Source organism: Croceibacterium soli (genome assembly GCF_009828065.1).
GTDB lineage: Bacteria > Pseudomonadota > Alphaproteobacteria > Sphingomonadales > Sphingomonadaceae > Croceibacterium_B > Croceibacterium_B soli.
Genome location: NZ_WTYK01000001.1, coordinates 640,667 through 658,902, shown reverse-complemented (window position 1 = coordinate 658,902; position 18,236 = coordinate 640,667). Strand labels below are relative to the sequence as shown.

At 67.9% G+C, this 18,236-nt stretch carries 16 protein-coding genes; 10 read left to right on the top strand and 6 right to left on the bottom strand.

What is annotated here, in order from left to right; translation table 11 throughout:
- Positions 1 to 4 precede the first annotated feature (4 nt).
- The gene (locus tag GRI75_RS03120; RefSeq protein ID WP_160745451.1) at positions 5 to 523 is read left to right on the top strand and encodes a GNAT family N-acetyltransferase; all 519 of its coding nucleotides are present in this window, start codon (positions 5 to 7) and stop codon (positions 521 to 523) included.
- 320 nt (positions 524 to 843) lie between these two features.
- Here the strand turns inward: GRI75_RS03120 and GRI75_RS03115 are convergent, their stop codons facing one another.
- Positions 844 to 2,571 (bottom strand): cation:proton antiporter domain-containing protein, encoded by a 1,728-nt coding sequence (locus GRI75_RS03115; RefSeq protein WP_160745538.1) that lies wholly within the window; start codon positions 2,569 to 2,571, stop codon positions 844 to 846.
- A 237-nt stretch (positions 2,572 to 2,808) separates the two neighbouring features.
- Here GRI75_RS03115 and ispG point away from each other — a divergent pair, with 237 nt between their 5' ends.
- The 3 genes from ispG (at position 2,809) to GRI75_RS03100 (ending at position 5,333) form a co-directional block, all read left to right on the top strand.
- Entirely contained in the window at positions 2,809 to 3,954 is a 1,146-nt protein-coding gene (gene ispG / locus GRI75_RS03110) for a flavodoxin-dependent (E)-4-hydroxy-3-methylbut-2-enyl-diphosphate synthase (protein WP_160745450.1), read from the top strand.
- 135 nt (positions 3,955 to 4,089) lie between these two features.
- Positions 4,090 to 4,602 carry a retropepsin-like aspartic protease family protein gene (locus GRI75_RS03105; RefSeq protein WP_160745449.1) on the top strand — a complete coding sequence of 171 codons (513 nt, stop codon included), beginning with the start codon at positions 4,090 to 4,092 and terminating at the stop codon, positions 4,600 to 4,602.
- A 107-nt stretch (positions 4,603 to 4,709) separates the two neighbouring features.
- Entirely contained in the window at positions 4,710 to 5,333 is a 624-nt protein-coding gene (locus GRI75_RS03100; RefSeq protein ID WP_160745448.1) for a murein L,D-transpeptidase catalytic domain-containing protein, read from the top strand.
- A 1,181-nt stretch (positions 5,334 to 6,514) separates the two neighbouring features.
- On the opposite strand, the gene GRI75_RS03095 is transcribed toward GRI75_RS03100, so the two are convergent.
- A complete protein-coding gene (locus tag GRI75_RS03095; protein WP_160745447.1) occupies positions 6,515 to 7,894 on the bottom strand; it encodes a L,D-transpeptidase family protein in 1,380 nt (459 codons plus the stop codon).
- Positions 7,895 to 8,063: 169 nt separating this feature from the next.
- On the opposite strand from GRI75_RS03095, the gene GRI75_RS03090 reads away from it, so the two are divergent.
- A complete protein-coding gene (locus GRI75_RS03090) occupies positions 8,064 to 8,948 on the top strand; it encodes a DMT family transporter (RefSeq protein WP_160745446.1) in 885 nt (294 codons plus the stop codon).
- Positions 8,949 to 8,951: 3 nt separating this feature from the next.
- Here GRI75_RS03090 and GRI75_RS03085 read toward each other — a convergent pair whose 3' ends face one another.
- Positions 8,952 to 9,179, bottom strand: a complete 228-nt coding sequence (locus tag GRI75_RS03085) for a hypothetical protein (RefSeq protein ID WP_160745445.1) — start codon at positions 9,177 to 9,179, stop codon at positions 8,952 to 8,954.
- A 167-nt stretch (positions 9,180 to 9,346) separates the two neighbouring features.
- Between GRI75_RS03085 and acnA the strand changes: the two genes are divergently transcribed.
- Positions 9,347 to 12,022 (top strand): aconitate hydratase AcnA, encoded by a 2,676-nt coding sequence (gene acnA / locus GRI75_RS03080; RefSeq protein ID WP_160745444.1) that lies wholly within the window; start codon positions 9,347 to 9,349, stop codon positions 12,020 to 12,022.
- 56 nt (positions 12,023 to 12,078) lie between these two features.
- On the opposite strand, the gene GRI75_RS14515 is transcribed toward acnA, so the two are convergent.
- Positions 12,079 to 12,168 carry a PEP-CTERM sorting domain-containing protein gene (locus GRI75_RS14515; protein ID WP_328597915.1) on the bottom strand — a complete coding sequence of 30 codons (90 nt, stop codon included), beginning with the start codon at positions 12,166 to 12,168 and terminating at the stop codon, positions 12,079 to 12,081.
- A 4-nt stretch (positions 12,169 to 12,172) separates the two neighbouring features.
- Between GRI75_RS14515 and GRI75_RS14510 the strand changes: the two genes are divergently transcribed.
- The gene (locus GRI75_RS14510) at positions 12,173 to 12,799 is read left to right on the top strand and encodes a hypothetical protein (RefSeq protein WP_328597914.1); all 627 of its coding nucleotides are present in this window, start codon (positions 12,173 to 12,175) and stop codon (positions 12,797 to 12,799) included.
- A gap of 550 nt (positions 12,800 to 13,349) precedes the next feature.
- Here GRI75_RS14510 and ruvB read toward each other — a convergent pair.
- Positions 13,350 to 14,387 carry a Holliday junction branch migration DNA helicase RuvB gene (gene ruvB, locus GRI75_RS03070; protein WP_160745442.1) on the bottom strand — a complete coding sequence of 346 codons (1,038 nt, stop codon included), beginning with the start codon at positions 14,385 to 14,387 and terminating at the stop codon, positions 13,350 to 13,352.
- A 167-nt stretch (positions 14,388 to 14,554) separates the two neighbouring features.
- On the opposite strand from ruvB, the gene GRI75_RS03065 reads away from it, so the two are divergent.
- Positions 14,555 to 14,890: a GIY-YIG nuclease family protein gene (locus GRI75_RS03065; RefSeq protein ID WP_160745441.1), complete on the top strand. Its 336-nt coding sequence runs from the start codon at positions 14,555 to 14,557 to the stop codon at positions 14,888 to 14,890.
- Between the two features lie 481 nt (positions 14,891 to 15,371).
- Here GRI75_RS03065 and ruvA read toward each other — a convergent pair whose 3' ends face one another.
- The gene (ruvA, locus tag GRI75_RS03060) at positions 15,372 to 15,971 is read right to left on the bottom strand and encodes a Holliday junction branch migration protein RuvA (RefSeq protein ID WP_160745440.1); all 600 of its coding nucleotides are present in this window, start codon (positions 15,969 to 15,971) and stop codon (positions 15,372 to 15,374) included.
- A 265-nt stretch (positions 15,972 to 16,236) separates the two neighbouring features.
- Between ruvA and aroC the strand changes: the two genes are divergently transcribed.
- A complete protein-coding gene (gene aroC, locus GRI75_RS03055; RefSeq protein WP_160745439.1) occupies positions 16,237 to 17,307 on the top strand; it encodes a chorismate synthase in 1,071 nt (356 codons plus the stop codon).
- Between the two features lie 283 nt (positions 17,308 to 17,590).
- On the top strand, positions 17,591 to 18,157 hold the full coding sequence (gene ahpC / locus GRI75_RS03050) for an alkyl hydroperoxide reductase subunit C (protein ID WP_160745438.1): 567 nt from the start codon (positions 17,591 to 17,593) through the stop codon (positions 18,155 to 18,157).
- The last annotated feature ends 79 nt before the right edge of the window (positions 18,158 to 18,236 follow it).

The following is an 18,236-nucleotide window of genomic DNA, read 5'->3' as shown; positions in this document are numbered from 1 at the left end:
CGCCATGGTGCTGCGCCCCGCCCTGCCGCAAGATGCAGAGGCTCTCGCCGCCCTCGCCCGAGAGAGCTTCGAGGCTGCCTTCGGGACGCTGTACAAGCCGGACGACCTGGCGAGCTTCTATGAGACGGAGCGCTCCGCCGAGCGCTATCGCGCCCACATCGCCGACCCGGCGACGCGCATCAAGGTGGCCGAAAAGCAGGGCGCGCTGGTCGCCTATGCGCTGATCGTGCTGGGGCAGGGGCTGGAGGGGCGGCCGGAGCCGCGGCCGGAGTATCCCGTGTATCTCAGCCAGCTCTACTGCGCGCCGTCCGCCACGGGCCAGGGGCTGGGCGCTGCCCTGCTGGAGTGGGCGATCGCCGAGGCGCGTACCTGGGGGGCGGACGCGGTGCAGCTTTCGGTCTACAGCGAGAACTTCGGCGCCCAGCGGTTCTACCGCCGCTACGGCTTCGAGCACGTGGCCGATATCGACTTCTGGGTCGGCAGCCAGCGCGACCACGAGTTTCTCTACGAACTGGCCCTGTAGGATCGGGGGCTCGCGCGTGCCTCTCGTGGTTCGACAAGCTCACCACGAACGGGGGGCGGGGGGTACTCCGCTCAGACCCATCTCCCCCCGATCCGTTCGTCCTGAGCTTGTCGAAGGACGATGGCGCGCGGGTGCCGCCTAGGCTCAGGACAAGGGCCGGCAGTGTGGAGGCTGTGGCAGCCTAGCCCGCTTGCTTCTCCGTCACCCTGAACGTGTTTCAGGGTCCATGTGTCCACACGCACGGACGCCTGGGTGCGGGCGGAGAGATGGGTGCTGAAACGAGTTCAGCATGACGAGGGGGTGTGGGCAAGGCAATGCGCCTAGCCAGGCTCTCCCGCAGGGTCGGGAGCTTGCGGCCGCGTGAGAATGACGTCGCGCGCGGCTCGGATGTCGCCGGCGGCGATCTGCTTGGACAGCCGCTCCTTGTCGGTCGTACGGTAGATCTCTTCCGCCTGTGCAATCGCCTGTTCGCCGAGGCCGAGCTTTCCGAGCCCCAGGCGGGCCATGAGCCGCGCCGATTCGAGCACTTCGCGCACGACGTATTCCGCCGGGGTATCGCTCAGCTTTAGCACCGTACGGCGATCGTAGCCGCGGACGTAGATCGCTGCGCGCGGGAAGGCCTTGTGCACCGCGTGAACGAGGGCGGGCTCGATCTGGTCGCCGTTGATGCAGAACAGGATCAACTCGGCCTCCGCCGCGCCGGCCTGGCGCAGGAGGTCGAGCCGGGTGCCGTCGCCGAAATAGACCTTGGCGCCGAACTGCTCGGCCACGTCGATCATCTCCACGTCGTTGTCGATCAAGGTCACCGTGACGCCGCCGGCGATCAGCGTCTGCGCCACCGTCTGCCCGAAGCGGCCATAGCCGACGACGAGCGCGCCGGCCGTCTGGTCTTCTGGCCCCTCGCGTTCCTGGCCGGGCCGCGCGGGCTCGGTCCGCACCCGCGCGGTCAGCGCCATCAGGAACGGGGTCGTGGCCATGGACAGCGTCACCACCGCGCCGAAGAGGCTCGCCGCCTCGTCCCCGATCAGCATCGCCCCGCGCGCCTGCGCGAACAGCACGAAGCCGAACTCGCCGCCCTGGCTGAGCAGCAGGCCGAGCGCCAGCGCGCTGCGCCAGGTCATGCGGATGACCAGGCCGATGGCCATGATCACCGCGGTCTTGGTGGCGATCAGCGCCAGCGCCATGCCGAACACGAACCACGGCCGCTCGGCGATCGCGCCGAGATCGAGCATCATCCCGACCGCCAGGAAGAACAGCCCCAGCAGGATCGACCGGAACGGTTCGACATCCGCCTCCAGCTCATGGCGATAGGGGGAATCGGCCAGCATGACCCCGGCGATGAACGCGCCGAGGGCGGTCGAGAGGCCGAGCCACTGCATCAGGGCCGCCGAAGCCACCACAGTGAACAGCGCGGCGACGATGAACATCTCGCGCTCCCCCAGGCCGCCGATCAGGCGGAACAGCGGGCGGATCACGAACCGGCCGGCGGCGATCAGGCCGGCGATGGCCGCCAGCGTCAGCAGCGCCAGCTGCCAGCCGGGCGGTCCGCCCTGGTCGGCCGGGTTGCGGCTCATCGCGGCGACGATGGTGATCAGCGGGATGATCGACAGGTCCTGGAACAGCAGGATCGCGAAGGCCCGCTCCCCGAAAGGCGTGCGCATGCGCCCGGCCGAACGCAGCATCGGCAGGACCTGCGCGGTCGAGGACAAGCCCAGCGGCAGCCCCAGCGCCAGCGCCGCGGCCGGGGAGAAGCCGGTCATCAGCAGGATCACCCCGGTCACCGCCAGCCCGCACGCGGCCACCTGCAGCAGGCCGATGCCGAAAATATCGCGCTTCATCCGCCACAACCGCGTGGGGTTGAGCTCCAGGCCGACGACGAACAGCAGCAGCACGATGCCGAGCTCGGCGAAGCCCATCATCTCCTCGGCCCCGCCGACGAGACCGAGGACGTAAGGCCCGGCGACCGCCCCGGCCACGAGGTAGCCCAGGGTCGCACCGAGGCCCAGGCGCCGGAACAGCAGCACGAAGGCGAGCGCGAAGCCGAGCATCACGAAGCCGATGAAAAGGGTGTCCGGGTGCGCCGCTTCTTCCACCCTGCGTCCCTAAGACGGCGGCGGAAATCCCGCAATGGCGGCGCTCGGCGGCCCCGATTCTTGGCCGGGCGGGCGGCAGCGATCCTTCAGGCCCGGTAAACCGCGATTTTCCTACACGGCGCAAAGCTGCTAAAGGCGCCCGCGATGAGCGATCTCCTCCCCCTGCACTTCGTCAAGAAACGGCTCGCGTAAATGAACGAAATCCGCCCCTGGCGCACGATCCACCGGCGCACGAGTCGCCAGATCATGGTCGGCAACGTCCCCGTGGGCGGCGATGCGCCGATCACCGTGCAGACGATGACCAACACCCCCACGTCCGACGCCGCGGCGACGATCGACCAGATCCGCCGCTGCGAGGATGCTGGCGCGGACATCGTCCGGGTCTCCTGCCCGGATACGGACAGCACCGCGGCGCTCGGGCAGATCGTCAGGGCCGCGCGCGTGCCGATCGTCGCCGACATCCACTTCCACTACAAGCGCGCGCTCGAAGCGGCGGACGCCGGCGCGGCGTGCCTGCGGATCAATCCGGGCAATATCGGCTCGAACGAGCGGGTGGCCGAGGTCGTCCGCGCGGCCAAGGCGAACGGCTGCGCGATTCGCATCGGCGTGAATGCCGGCAGCCTCGAGAAGGACCTGCTCGAAAAGTACGGCGAGCCCTGCCCCGATGCGCTGGTCGAAAGCGCGCTCGACCACATCAAGCTGCTGCAGGACCACGACTTCCACGAATACAAAGTGGCCGTGAAGGCGAGCGACGTGTTCCTCGCCGTCGCCGCCTACATGCAGCTCGCCGACGCCGTCGACTGCCCGCTGCACCTCGGCATCACCGAGGCGGGCGGCCTGATCGGCGGCACCGTGAAGTCGAGCATCGGCATGGGCAACCTGCTCTGGGCCGGCATCGGCGACACGATCCGCGTCTCGCTCTCGGCCGAGCCGGAACAGGAAGTGAAGGTCGGCTTCGAGATCCTCAAGTCCCTCGGCTTGCGCACCCGCGGCGTTCGCGTCGTCTCCTGCCCGAGCTGCGCGCGCCAGGGCTTCGACGTGATCCGCACCGTCCAGGCGCTGGAAGAGCGGCTGTCCCACATCAAGACGCCGCTCTCGCTCTCGGTGCTCGGCTGCGTGGTGAACGGCCCCGGCGAAGCGCGCGAGACAGACATCGGCCTGACCGGCGGCGGCGCCGGCAAGCACATGGTCTACCTCTCGGGCGTGACCGACCACCACGTGCGCGACGAGGACATGCTCGAACACATCGTCGAGCTGGTCGAGAAGAAGGCGGCGGAGATCGAGGCGGAAATGAGCGAAGCCGGCCTGTCCGAGGTGCCCGCCGAAGCGGCCGAATAGCGGCGAACTCGTCATCCCGGGCTCGACCCGGGATCGCTGCCCGCCTGGCCGGACCCGGCGGCCAGCGGTCCCGGATCAAGTCCGGGACGACGGGGCTTTACGGTGCATTAAACCCACACGCCTAGGCTCGCCCCTATGAAAGCGCTCCTTCCCATCGTGCTCATCATCGGCGCGCTGATCGGCTGGTTCGCTCCGGATGGGCCGGAGGCGAGCGAGGGCGCGAGGCCTGCGCGAGCGCCTGCTCCCGAGGCCCGTCCGGCGGCTAGGCCCGCCTGGCGCGGCGGCCCCCTGGTGCTGCCGCGCGCGGGGGACGGCCACTTTTACGCCGATGTGCGCGTCGACACGCGCGATTACCGGATGCTGGTCGATACCGGCGCCAGCGTCGTGGCGCTGACCGGCGAGGACGCGCGCGGCATGGGCCTGCATTGGGATCCCAGCGCCCTCGCCCCGGTCGCGCACGGCGCCAGCGGGCCCGTGCTGGGCGTGCCGGTCGTGCTCGACAGCGTCGCAGTCGGCGATTTCGAGGCGCGCAGCGTGCAGGCGGTCATCGTGCCGGAAGGGCTGCCGGTATCGCTGCTGGGGCAGACGTTCCTCTCGAGCGTTCCGAACGTGCGGATTTCCGGCGACGATCTGACGCTGGCGAATTGAACGTCGTCGAGCCATGCACATCTCGGCGGATGCATGCCACGGCTTGCCGCCGCGGCGCTGCGGGCCCATTCACGCCACGGCTAGGAACATGCGCTAAGTAGATGGACATGGGACGGACAATCGACAGGCGCACCTTCATCGCGTCGGCAACGGCGGCGGCCGGCGCTCTGGCGCTGCCCGCCCGCCTGCCCGCGCAAGTGCACACCGGCGGCGCGCAAGCGGCTCGCATCCTGGAGATCGCCCAGCGGGAAGTCGCCCGGGCCGGCGCGGTGCTGTGGCGCCGCGACATGGCCGGCATCGCCGACTTCGGCGTCCATTCGGCGCTGCCGCGCTTCCACTTCGCCAATCTCGAGGCGGGGACCGTCACGTCCTACCGCGTGGCCCACGGCACCGGCTCCGATCCCGAGCACGACGGGTGGCTCAAGACGTTCTCGAACGTGCACGGATCCAACGCGACCAGCCGCGGGGCCTACATCTCGTGGGAATGGTACAAGGGTCGCTACGGCACCTCGATCCGCCTCGGCGGGCTCGATCCTGACAATTCGAATGCGCTCGACCGCGCGATCGTGATGCACGCGGCCGACTACGCCCGGCCGGTCCATGTCGAGAAGTGGGGCAAGCTGGGCCGCTCCAACGGCTGCCTGGCGATGGCTCCGGACGACTTCATGTTCGCCCTGACCCAGCTTTCCGGCGGCCGCCTGATTTTCGCGGATCGGCTCAACATCGCTTAGAGCGCTACCTGTTCGCAGGATAGCCTCTGGACGGCAGGCGCGCGCGAGCGCCCGGTGGCTAGCTCGGGATAAGCCGAAGAACGCGGACGGGCTGGCCGGCGCGTAAGGCCCGAGCGTCACGGGCGTGCTTCGCGTGAGGCTGGTCTTGCGAACGGCCGGTGAGAGCCCACGCTGGTGGCTCACCGGCTCGGCCCTATGGTGCGGAGCGAAGGCGGTCAGGGCTCGCAGGTAGCCGCCTCCTGGCCGGGCATCGGCGTTGACATCCACCGCGCCCGCGCTTCGCACCGGATCGGACACGCTTGCGGACAAGATGCCCGAGGCGCGCCGGCCTTTGCGGGACATGAGAGCGAAGCGCTTCCACGCTCCCGCACCCGCCACGTTTGCCAGTTGGTTGCTGGCGGGCTGGTGCGTAACCCATTTGGTTCATTTTGTCAAGAGGCAAGTCCCTGCCGTTCAGGCGGAGACGCGGAGCCGTGCAGGATTCGGCGCTCGCAGAGGCGCGGAGGCGCAGAGAAGAGGAGAAGTTCCTCACGCAAAGGCGCGAAGCAATCCTCCCCTGCAAGGGGAGGGGGACCGCCGCCGCAGGGGTGGTGGAGGGGTGTAACCGCCAGCCGACAGGGTGACACCCCTCCGTCAGCCCTGCGGGCTGCCACCTCCCCTTGCAGGGGAGGATTTACTCTCACGCCCGAAAGTCCCCTCCTCTTCAGAGGAGGGGGTTGGGGGTGGTGGAGGCGCAGAGAGACCTCGCCATCGAGATGTTCACGCGGAGCCGCGGAGGATTTTTGCGCTCGCAGAGGCGCAGAGGCGCAGAGAAGAAGATTCTCACGCAAGGGCGCGAAGAGGAATGTCGATGCGCTCGTCACCCTGCGGAAGTGGGAATGACCTTGGGGGATAGGTTCACAACTTCACCTCCGCGCCTCTGCGCCTCTGCGAGCGCAAAACGCGGGGGCGGCTTCAGCTCGCTTCTGCTGGAACTTCGCTTGGGGCGGGATGGATCCTGAAACGAGTTCAGGATGACGGGGCTTGCCGGGCTGCCGACCCTTATCGTCACCTCAGCCCTATATCTGCACCTCAGCCCTTGTCGGCACCTCAGCCCTTATCGGCACCTCAGCCCTTATCGTCACCCTGAACTCGTTTAAGGGTCCATCGGGCAGCCGGCGCGCCCGTCGCTGCCCGAACCGTCAGGACGTCTGCAGGTCGTCGATGATCTCGACGGCTTCCTCGCTGGTCACGCGGGCGCGGTTGCCGACGCGGGGGGCGTTGAAGCTGGCGAGGACGGGCGCATCGCGGCCGTAGATGTCGTTGAAGGTGCGCAGGTTGCCCTCGATGTCGCGGCCCATCGTGAAGTATGTGATGTAGACGGGCATCGTCTTCACCACCGGCACGCGGGTGTATTCGCCGGACGTCGAGATCGCGACTGCTTCGTCCTTCGTCGCGCCCTGGCCGAGGATGGCGATGGTCATCGCCAGTTCGAGCGCGCGCTCGGTGCGGATGCAGCCGTGGCTCAGCGCGCGGTTCTCGGTGTTGAACAGGTTGCGGGCGGGCGTGTCGTGCAGGAAGATCGCGTGCGGGTTGGGCATGTCGAGCTTCATCATGCCGAGCGAGTTGGTCGGCCCGGGCTGCTGGACGACGTAGACGTTGCCGTCCGCCGCCTTGGTCGCCTTGTAGCCGGCCGACCGAGCCCAGCCCGGGTTGTTCAGCACTTTGGCGCCGAGCCCCTCGCCCTTCACGATCGACTGCGGCACAGTCCAGGTCGGGTTGAAGATCACGCCTTCGACCGTTTCGGCGAGCTGCGGGGTCGCGGTACGGCCCGGCTTGCCGACGATCGTCTTGTAGGTGCGGATGATCTTGTCGTTGACCGTCAGCCGCAGCTGGTATTCCGGCACGTTGGTGATCAGGTACTGGCCGCCGAGGTCGCGGGCGAGCCAGCGCCAGCGGTCCATGTTGGCGCGAATCATCGCCCGCTGCTTGGCCTGGGAAGCAGGCGTCCTCGCCAGCTCCGCCTTGAGCGCGGCGTAATCCGGGTGCGTCGGGGCGAGCGAGGCGAGCGTCGCGGCGACATTGCGGCCGGCAAGCGCCTTGGCCAGCAGTTCGCCGGTCGGCAGCAGGTCAGGATCGGGATCGACCACGAACCACTGCTTGCGCGCCTCCATCGGGGTGCGCCCGTCGCGCAAGTCCTCGACCAACCAGACGAATGTCTCGCTGGCGAGCTGGTCGAGCTGCGGACTCGGGCCACGGGCGATCGCCTGGCGCAGCTCTGCCGGCCGGTAGTCGCGCGGGTCGAGGCCTTCGGCGCCGATCCCTTCGACGACCGCGAGCAATTGCTGCGCGTCCGCCACGCTCCACGGCTGCACTTCGGGATAGCGCGGCTGCTGCACGTTGAGCGGCTGGACGGTCGGGGTGGAGACGACTTCGACTGCGTCCTCCTCCAGCACTTTCTGCGGCAGGACCTTGTCGAACAGCTGGTTCTCCGGCGTGGCCCGCTGCTGGGCGAAAGCCGGGCCCGCCAGCGCCAGCACGGCGGCCGCGGGAAGCGGAAGGATACGCGCAAAGATGATCATTGTGTGTGCCCTGTTGATCCCGAGAAGGCGGCCTTCACGGCGCCTCGACTGTGCCTTTTTCATATGGCTGCATCAACCAGCGCTGCTGACCAGGGCCTGAATCACCTGTGCAGCATTGCATGCATGCGGCGCCATTGCCCGCTGCCGGCATTCGCGTAAAGCCCGAAGCATGAACCGCGCCCATCCGCTGCTGCCGTTTGCCGCGACACTGGCCGGGGTGGCGGTGTTTTCCCTGATGGACGCACTGATGAAAGGCGCGTCCATGGCCGTCGGCGCGTTCAGCGCGCTGCTGCTGCGCAGCCTCGTCGGCTGCCTGATCGCCACCCCGCTGTGGCTGGCGACCCGCCAGGTCTGGCCGACGCGAAGGGCCATGCGCCTGCACCTGCTGCGCGGCGTGGTGGGCGGAGCGATGGCGTTCACGTTCTTCTGGGGCATCGCCCGCCTGCCGCTGGCGGAAGCCATCGCGCTCAGCTTCATCGCGCCGCTGGCCGCGCTCTATCTCGCCGCGATCCTGCTGGGGGAGCGCATTGCCAAGACCGCGGTGGCCGCCTCGCTGCTCGGCCTCGCCGGAGTGGTGGTGATCGCCTGGGGCCGGCTGGGGAGCGAAGCGAGCCACCCGGAAGCGACCTGGGGCATCGCCGCGGTTCTCGCCTCCTCGCTGCTTTACGCCTGGAACCTGGTGCTGCAGCGGCAACAGGCCCTCGTCGCCCTGCCGGCCGAGGTGACCGCCTTTCAGAACGGTATCGTCGCCCTGATGCTGGCGCTGTTCGCGCCCTGGTTCCTGGCCATGCCCGACGCAGATACCGCCGCCTGGATCGCCGCATCCGCCGTCCTCGCCGTATCGGCGTCGATGGTCCTGTCGTGGGCCTATCGCCGGGCGGAGGCGCAGGCGCTGGTGCCGCTGGAATACACCGGCTTCCTCTGGGCCGGGCTGTTCGGCTGGCTGTTCTTCCGGGAGCAGCTCACCGTGCCGACGCTGGTGGGGGCGGCACTGATCGTGGTCGGCTGCTGGATCGCCGCGCCGCGCAAACGGCCGGAGCAGAGCGCGGCCTAAGCCTCAGCGCCCGACGGGCGGCGCGCTCGTCGGCGGCGCGGGCGGCGGCACGCGTTCGTCCTCGGCAGCGTCCGCCTGCCCTTCGGCGGCGGGGGCGGCTTTCCCGTCCTCGCTCAGGACATGCCACACAAGGCCGAGGGCTCCGCCCGCGAAGGCGGCGAGCGCCAGCGCCAGCGCCATCGGCACGACATGGATCGGTTCCTGCGCGCGTCCCGGCGATCCCAACGGCATGCTCTTGCTCCTTCGCTGCACGAACTAGCCCGGCGAAGCACGGTTTCCAATCCCGTGGCCCTTGATTTTGCAACGAGGAACGCGCAGTTGCCGCGCAAAATCCGGCCCCCGCGCTCCTCCGCGATTCCACCCCGGCCGGACCGGCAACGAGAAGGAACAGCCCCGCGATGACCCAGGTCGGCAAGAATTCGCTCGATACCCGCAGCTCGATGGACGTCGGCGGCAAGACTTACGCCTACTACTCCCTCAAGAAAGCGGCCGCGAAGATCGGCGACGTCAGCCGGCTGCCCTTCTCCATGAAGGTCCTGCTGGAGAACCTGCTGCGGTTCGAGGATGCCGGCTTTACCGTTTCGGTCGGCGACATCCAGGCCCTGGCCGACTGGCAGAAGAACCCGAAGACCGGCCAGGAAATCCAGTACCGCCCGGCGCGCGTGCTGATGCAGGACTTCACCGGCGTGCCCTGCGTGGTCGACCTCGCGGCGATGCGCGATGCGATCGCCAAGCTCGGCGGCGATACGCGCAAGATCAATCCGCTCGTGCCGGTCCACCTGGTGATCGACCACTCAGTGATGGTCGACGAGTTCGGCCATCCGAAGGCATTCGAGAAGAACGTCGAGCTCGAATACCAGCGCAATGCGGAGCGCTACGACTTCCTCAAGTGGGGCTCCAAGAGCCTCGACAACTTCAAGGCCGTGCCCCCGGGCACCGGCATCTGCCACCAGGTAAACCTGGAGCACATCGCGCAGTGCGTGTGGACCAGCGAGGACCAGGACGGCAACCCGGTCGCCTACCCCGACACTTGCGTCGGCACCGACAGCCACACGACGATGGTCAACGGTCTTGGCGTGCTCGGCTGGGGCGTCGGCGGGATCGAGGCCGAGGCGGCGATGCTCGGCCAGCCCGTCTCCATGCTGATCCCCGAAGTGGTCGGCTTCAAGTTCACCGGCAAGCTGGCAGAAGGCGTGACCGCGACCGACCTGGTGCTGACCTGCACGCAGATGCTGCGCGCCAAGGGCGTCGTCGGCCGCTTCGTCGAGTACTTCGGCCCCGGCCTCGCCAGCCTGAGCCTGGCCGACCGCGCGACGCTGGCCAACATGGCGCCCGAATACGGCGCCACCTGCGGCTTCTTCGGCATCGACGACAAGACTCTCGAGTACTTGCGCCTGACCGGCCGCGACGAGAGCCAGATCGCACTGGTCGAGGCTTACGCCAAGGAACAGGGCTTCTGGCTCGACCCGGCGAACCCCGATCCGGTCTTCACCGACACGCTCGAGCTCGACCTCGGCAGCGTCGTCCCCTCGCTCGCCGGGCCGAAGCGCCCGCAGGACAAGGTCGCGCTGCCCGACGTGGACGACCTGTTCAACGAGGAACTGAAGTCGGTCTACGGCAAGTCCAAGGCGATGCGCTGCGATGTCGAGGGAGAGGATCACGACATCGGCGACGGCGACGTGGTGATCGCGGCCATCACGAGCTGCACCAACACCTCCAACCCCGACGTGCTGATCGCCGCCGGCCTCGTCGCCCGCAAGGCCAACGAGAAGGGCCTCAAGCCCAAGCCCTGGGTCAAGACCAGCCTCGCCCCCGGATCGCAGGTGGTCACCGACTACCTGATCAAGGCCGGCCTGCAGTCGGACCTCGACGCGCTCGGCTTCGATCTCGTCGGCTATGGCTGCACCACCTGCATCGGCAACTCCGGCCCGCTGGCCGAGCCGATCAGCAAGGCGATCAACGGCAACGATATCGTCGCCGCCAGCGTGCTTTCGGGCAACCGCAACTTCGAAGGCCGGGTGAGCCCGGACGTGCGCGCCAACTTCCTGGCCAGCCCGCCGCTGGTGGTGGCCTACGCGCTCAAGGGCACGGTGACCGAGGATATCGTCTCCACGCCGATCGGCACGGGCAAGGACGGCGTCGACGTCTACCTGAAGGACATCTGGCCGACCAACCTGGAGATCGCCGACATCCGCGCCGGCAACATCGACCGCGGCATGTTCGAAGCCCGCTATGCCGACGTCTACAAGGGCGACGAGCACTGGCAGGCGATCAACGTCACGGGGTCGGACACCTACCAGTGGCGCGCCGGATCGACTTATGTCGCCAACCCGCCCTACTTCGAGGGCATGAGCATGGATCCTGCACCGGTCACCGACGTGATCGGGGCCAAGCCGCTCGCCATCCTCGGCGATTCGGTGACGACCGACCACATCTCGCCGGCCGGATCGATCAAGGCGGACAGCCCGGCGGGCGAGTACCTCCTCGCGCATGAGGTGGCCCGGCAGGACTTCAACTCTTACGGCAGCCGCCGCGGCAACCACGAAGTGATGATGCGCGGCACGTTCGCCAACATCCGCATCAAGAACGAGATGGTCCCCGGCATCGAAGGCGGCATGACCCGCTACGACGGCCAGGCGATGCCGATCTACGACGCGGCGATGAAGCACAAGGCCGACGGCACGCCGCTGGTGGTGATCGCCGGCAAGGAATACGGCACCGGCTCCAGCCGCGACTGGGCGGCCAAGGGCACCAACCTGCTCGGCGTCCGCGCGGTAATCGTCGAGAGTTTCGAGCGCATCCACCGCTCCAACCTCGTCGGCATGGGCGTGCTGCCGCTGCAGTTCCCGGAAGGGGAGAGCCGCCATAGCCTGAAGCTCACCGGCGACGACGCCTTCACCATCCGCGGCCTTGCGGACCTGAAGCCGGGCCAGGACGTGGAAGTGGAAGTCGTGCGGCCGGACGGCGAGACGTTCACCTTCACCGCCAAGTGCCGGATCGATACCGCCAACGAGATGGAATACTACCGCAACGGCGGCATCCTGCACTACGTGCTGCGCAAGCTGGCGGCCTAGAACCAAGAAGGGGCGGCCGACTGGGCCGCCCCTTCCCTCGGGCAACTCCCGGCTGCTCAGCCTGCCTGGGCAGTAGTCTTTCTGCGGCGCCGCAGGACGATCGCCGCGCCGCCTCCGAACAGCAAAAGCATCGACGGTTCCGGCACTTGCGTGCCCGACGTGGTGCTGGTGCTCGACGACGTACCGCCGCTGGTCGATGTACTGGTGCTGCTCGATGTACTCGTGCTGGTCGAGCTGGAGCTGCTCGTCGAACTGGAACTGCTGGTCGAGCTCGAGGTGCTCGTCGTGATGTTCCCCGAAGTCGTGGTGGTGGTCGAAACGTTGCCCGACGTCGAGACGTTGCCGGATGTCGACACGTTTCCGGACGTGGAGACGTTGCCCGAAGTCGAGACGTTTCCGGAGGTGGAGACGTTGCCCGAAGTCGAGACATTGCCGGAGGTCGTCGTCGACACGTTCCCGGACGTCGAAACGTTGCCGGAGGTCGAGATGTTGCCCGACGTGCTCGTCACGTTCCCCGATGTCGAAACGTTGCCCGACGTCGTCGAAACGTTGCCCGAGGTCGAGACGTTGCCGGAGGTGCTCGTCACGTTGCCGGAACTGGTCGACGACGAACTGCCGCTGGTCGTGGTGGTGGAGGTGACCGACACGCTGCCGCCACTGCTCGATCCGCCGAAGAAGCCGCCGACGAAACCGCCGAAGCCTCCGCCGAACCCGCCCGAGCCGCCGATCACCACCGGCACGCCGCCGCCGCTGCTGCCGACGAAGCCTGCCTGCTGAGGCAGCGGCACCGGCACCATCGCCATGTGGTGCTCCTCGACGCAGCGCTGCTCGCCTTCGTGCTCGACCAGCCGCTTCGGCGCCTCGCAGATGTACTCGACCTCCGTGCGGACGGTCCGCACCTTGCGGGGGGCGGGGGTCTTGACCGGCTGCTTGGCGTACTTGACCGGGCGAGCCTTGACCGACTTGCCGTCCTTGTCGACCGACATCTCGGCCGCCGGCGCCTCGGCGACGTGAACCGCGCCGCCCACGGCAAGCGCACCGCCGGCCGCAACCGCAGACAGTTTAGCCAAGGCCATTCTTACCGACATGGTCTCTCTCTCAGCTGCGGGATTCGCCTGCCAGCCCCCAATGGCCGGTGCGGCTCCGCCCGTTTGGACCAAGAGGAGCCTGAAGTGCGTCCGCAGCAATGACGTTAACCATGTTTCACCGGTCCCGAACTGGGATTCGCGGCGTGCAACCGGGGACTGGCGCAGCACTGTCCCACTATGGAACCGAACTGCAGGGAGATGCATGGCGGCGTTAACCTGTTCGCCCCTTCGAGGGCGCTTCAGTCCGAATCGGCCCCGGGGTCGAACAGACCTGCCTGCGTGCCGCTGGGCGGCGCCATCCCGAGGTGCTTCCAGCCGCCGTCGTTGAGGCAGCGCCCGCGCGCGGTGCGGGCGACCAGGCCGAGCTGGATCAGGAACGGCTCGATCACGTCCTCCACCGTGTCGCGCGGCTCGGCAAGGCCGGCGGCGAGCGTTTCGACGCCGACCGGCCCGCCTTTGTAGGTGTCGGCGATCATCGTGAGGTAGCGCCGGTCCATCGCGTCGAGCCCAAGCGAATCCACTTCCAGCCGGGTAAGCGCCTTGTCGGCCACCTCGGCCGTTACGACCCCGTCGCCGGCGACGTGGGCGAAATCGCGCACCCGCCTGAGCAGCCGGCCGGCGACCCGCGGCGTTCCCCGCGCGCGGCGGGCGATCTCGCGCGCGCCGGCGGGCTCGATGGCCACGCCGAGCTTGCCCGCGCCGCGGGTGACGACCCGCTCCAGTTCCTCGACGGTGTAGAAGTTCAGCCGCACCGGAATGCCGAAGCGATCGCGCAGCGGGGTCGTCAGCAGGCCCTGCCGGGTGGTCGCGCCGATCAGGGTGAACGGCGGCAGGTCGATCCGCACCGAGCGTGCCGAGGGCCCCTCGCCGATGATCAGGTCCAGCGCGCGGTCCTCCATCGCCGGGTAGAGCACTTCCTCGACCACCGGATTGAGCCGGTGGATCTCGTCGATGAACAGCACGTCGTGCGGCTCGAGATTGGTCAGCAGCGCAGCGAGATCGCCGGTCTTGCCGATCACCGGCCCGCTGGTGGCGCGAAAACCGACCCCCATCTCCCGCGCGACGATCTGCGCCAGTGTCGTCTTGCCAAGGCCCGGCGGCCCGAAGAACAGCACATGGTCCATCGCCTCCCCGCGCCCGCGCGCAGCCTCGATGAACACCCGCAAGTTCTCGCGCGCCGCCTCCTGCCCGACGAACTCGGTCAGCGACTTGGGGCGCAGCGCCGCGTCCGGGTCCTCCGGCTGGCGCTGGGGGGTGAGGGCTGGGTTATCGGTCATGCGTGTGGTGCGTGGGGCGGGATGGATCCTGAAACGAGTTCAGGATGACGAGTGAGGGGGGCAGGATGAGGGGAAGCGAGTTCAGGATGACGAGTTGCATCCGATCCGGACCTTTCTCCGTCACCCTGAACTTGTTTCAGGGTCCATCTCTCCGCACTCTCGAACGCATGCGGAGAGAGCGCGACCCGTGCGTCTACATCCTCGCGAGCGGGCACTACGGCACGCTGTACACCGGCGTCACCTCCAACCTGCTGCAGCGGCTGGTCCAGCATCGCGAGGGTCTGATCCCCGGCTTCACTTCGCAGTACAAGGTCCATAGCCTCGTCCACTTCGAGATGTTCGGGGACATGGAGCGGGCGATCACCCGCGAGAAGCAGATCAAGAACTGGCACCGGCAGTGGAAGATCAACCTGATCAACGCCGAGAACCCGGAGTGGCGGGACCTGGCGGTCGGGTTCGGTCTGCCGCCTCTCTGTCCGCCCGGGGGGCGGGATGGATCCTGAAACAAGTTCAGGATGACGAGGAAGGGATTCAGGATGATGAGGACGGGAGTCAGGATGACGGGAAGCAGGATGACGGGAAGCGGGTCCAGGAGGACGGGAAGCGGGTCCAGGATGACGGGAAGCGGGTCCAGGATGACGGGAAGCGGGTCCAGGATGACGAGGAAGGGTGTCAGGATGGCGGGTTGAGGGGATGGACCGACCTGCCCCCCCTTCGTCACCCTGAACTTGTTTCAGGGTCCATCTGTCGGCACGCGCGGTGCCCGGATTTTGCGAGATACACATCAACCCGCCGCCCTCTTGAGCGCCACGCGGACCGGTTCGCCCAGCCTGCCCGATGGCGCTACCGGCACGATGGATGCTGAAACGAGTTCAGCATGACGGGTTGGGACCGCAACCCGTCGTCCACCCCACTCGTCACCCTGAACTTGGTTCAGGGTCCATCTGTCGGCACGCGCGGTGCCCGGATTTCGCGAGATGGGCATTAACCGGCCGCCCTCTTCAGCGCGACGCGGACGAGGTCGTTCAGCCCGGCTTCCTCGCCCAGCTCCGCCTGCGCGTGGGCCACGGCGCTGGCCGCGACCGCGGGCTTGAAGCCGAGGTTCTGGAGGGCGGAGACGGCGTCGGCGCTGGCGCTGCCGGCGGGGGCGATCGCGGTGGTGAGGCCGGTGCCGCCGGGCAGTGCGCCGGCTTTGTCCTTGAGTTCGTTGACGATGCGGCCCGCCAGCTTGGGGCCGACGCCCTGGGCGCGGGAGACTTGGGCGGCGTCGCCGCTGGAGCAGGCGCTTTGCAGTTCGGCGGGCGACAGGGCGGAGAGGATCGCCAGGGCGACTTTGCTGCCGACGCCGTGGACGCCGGTCAGCAGGCGGAACCAGTCCCGCTCCCCGGCTTCGGCGAAGCCGAGCAGGCGCATGTCGTTCTCGCTGACCTGGAGGTCGGTGAAGACGGTGCAGGCTTCCCCCACTTCACCGAGTGCCACGAGGGTCTTGGACGAGCAGTGGACCAGATAGCCGACGCCCTGGACGTCGATGATCGCCCAGTCCGCCCCGGTTTCGTCCAGCCGCCCCTTCAGCTTCGCAATCATGTTTTGTTCCTGCCCGAGAGCCGGGGCCTTGGCTAGTCCTGCTGATGCCCAATCGCCGCCAGATTTGGTTTTCACGCGGAGACGCGGAGGCGCAGAGATGATGCCCTGAGCGGCGAAGCCGCTCGATAACGTTGAGCCCTCCAGTCCGCGACGTGGATGTGAGAGCCTGCGGCGCGGCGAGGATCCTCCGCGCCTCCGCGTCTCCGCGTGATCCACAAAGGCCGAATATGGACAGGCGGGGCATCTTGCGCCAAGGCCGCTCCCCATGAGCTGGAACACATTCGGCCGCGTCTTGCGCTTTACCACCTGGGGCGAGAGCCATGGGCCGGCGCTGGGCGCCGTGGTCGACGGGTGCCCGCCGGGGCTGGCGCTGGACGAGGCGGCGATCCAGCCGTTCCTGGATGCGCGGCGGCCGGGCACAAGCAAGTTCACCACCCAGCGGCAGGAGCCGGACCAGGTCCGCATCCTTTCCGGCGTGTTCGAAGGCCGGACCACGGGGACGCCGATCTCGCTGATGATCGAGAACGTCGATCAGCGGTCGAAGGACTACTCCGACGTCGCCAAGGCTTACCGCCCCGGCCATGCCGATTACGCCTACGACGCGAAGTACGGCTTCCGCGACTATCGCGGCGGCGGGCGCTCATCGGCCCGCGAGACGGCGGCGCGCGTGGCGGCGGGCGCGGTGGCGCGGCTGGTGATCCCGGAGGTTGCCATCACCGCCTACGTCTCCGAGATCGGGGGCGATGCGATCGACCGCGCGGCGTTCGATGCCGAGGAGATCGGCCGAAACCCGTTCTTCTGCCCCGACGCGGGGGCGGCGAAGCGGTGGGAGAAGCTGGTCGACGATGCGCGGCTGGCAGGATCGAGCCTGGGCGCGGTGGTCGAGTGCGTCGCCACGGGAGTGCCCGCCGGCTGGGGCGCACCGATCTACGCCAAGCTCGATGCCGACCTGGCAGCGGCGATGATGGGCATCAACGCGGTTAAGGGCGTGGAGATCGGCGACGGCTTCGCGGCCGCGGCCCTGCGCGGGGAGGAGAATGCCGACCCGATGCGGCCCGGCGCGAACGGCTCGCCCGAGTTCCTGGCGAACCATGCGGGCGGGATCGCCGGCGGCATCTCCACCGGGCAGCCGGTGGTGGTGCGGGTGGCGTTCAAGCCCACCAGCTCGATCCTGATTCCGCAGGTGACGGTTACCCGTGACGGGGAGGCGGCCGAGCTCATGACCAAGGGGCGGCACGATCCGTGCGTCGGGATACGCGGCGCGCCAGTGGTCGAGGCGATGATGGCGCTGGTGCTGGCGGATCACAGGATGCTGCACCGCGCTCAGTGCGGCTGAGGTTGCACCGGGTCCTTCGAGACGAGCTCTCAGCCTTCGGCTTCGATCTCTCCTCAGGACGAACGGACTTTGTGAAAACCTGGCCAATAACCCGTTCGTCCTGAGGAGCGAGGACGCAGTCCGAGCGTCTCGAAGGACCCTGCACAGCTTTCCCGATGTTTTTGCCACCAGTGATCGAGTGATCCGATTGAAACAATCGGAATTGCCGGGTTTTACTGCGCTGCAGCAATCCCTATCTGGCACCTGCGAATTCACTCAACCACTCGAATGGAGACAATGACCCATGGGTATCATCGGCAGCACGATCAAGCCGTTCAACGCGACCGCCTTCCAGGCCGGCAAGGACTTCTTCCCGGTTTCCGAGAAGGACATCGAAGGCAAGTGGGCCGTGTTCTTCTTCTATCCGGCGGACTTCACCTTCGTCTGCCCGACGGAGCTGGAGGACCTCGGCGAGCACTACGACATGCTGCAGAAGCTCGGCGTGGAAGTTTTCGGCGTGTCGACCGACACGCACTTCAGCCACAAGGCATGGCACGACACCTCCGACAAGATCGGCAAGCTGAAGTTCGCCTTCCTCGGCGACCAGCAGCACACGCTGTCGAACAACTTCGGCGTGCTGCGTGAAGGCCAGGGCCTGGCCGACCGGGCGACTTTCGTGGTCGATCCGGACGGCGTGATCCAGATCATGGAGATCACCTGCGAGGGTGTCGGCCGCAACGCCAACGAACTCGTGCGCAAGATCCGCGCCGCGCAGTACGTCCGCAACAACCCGGGCCAGGTCTGCCCGGCTGCGTGGGAAGAGGGCTCCGAGACGCTCGCTCCCTCGCTCGACCTCGTCGGCAAGCTCTGATCGACGGTTCAACCGAGTAGCGACCGCTTCGTAAGAAAAGCGGGTCGCGGCGGCCCGGGGCTGCCCTCCCCCCTTTGCC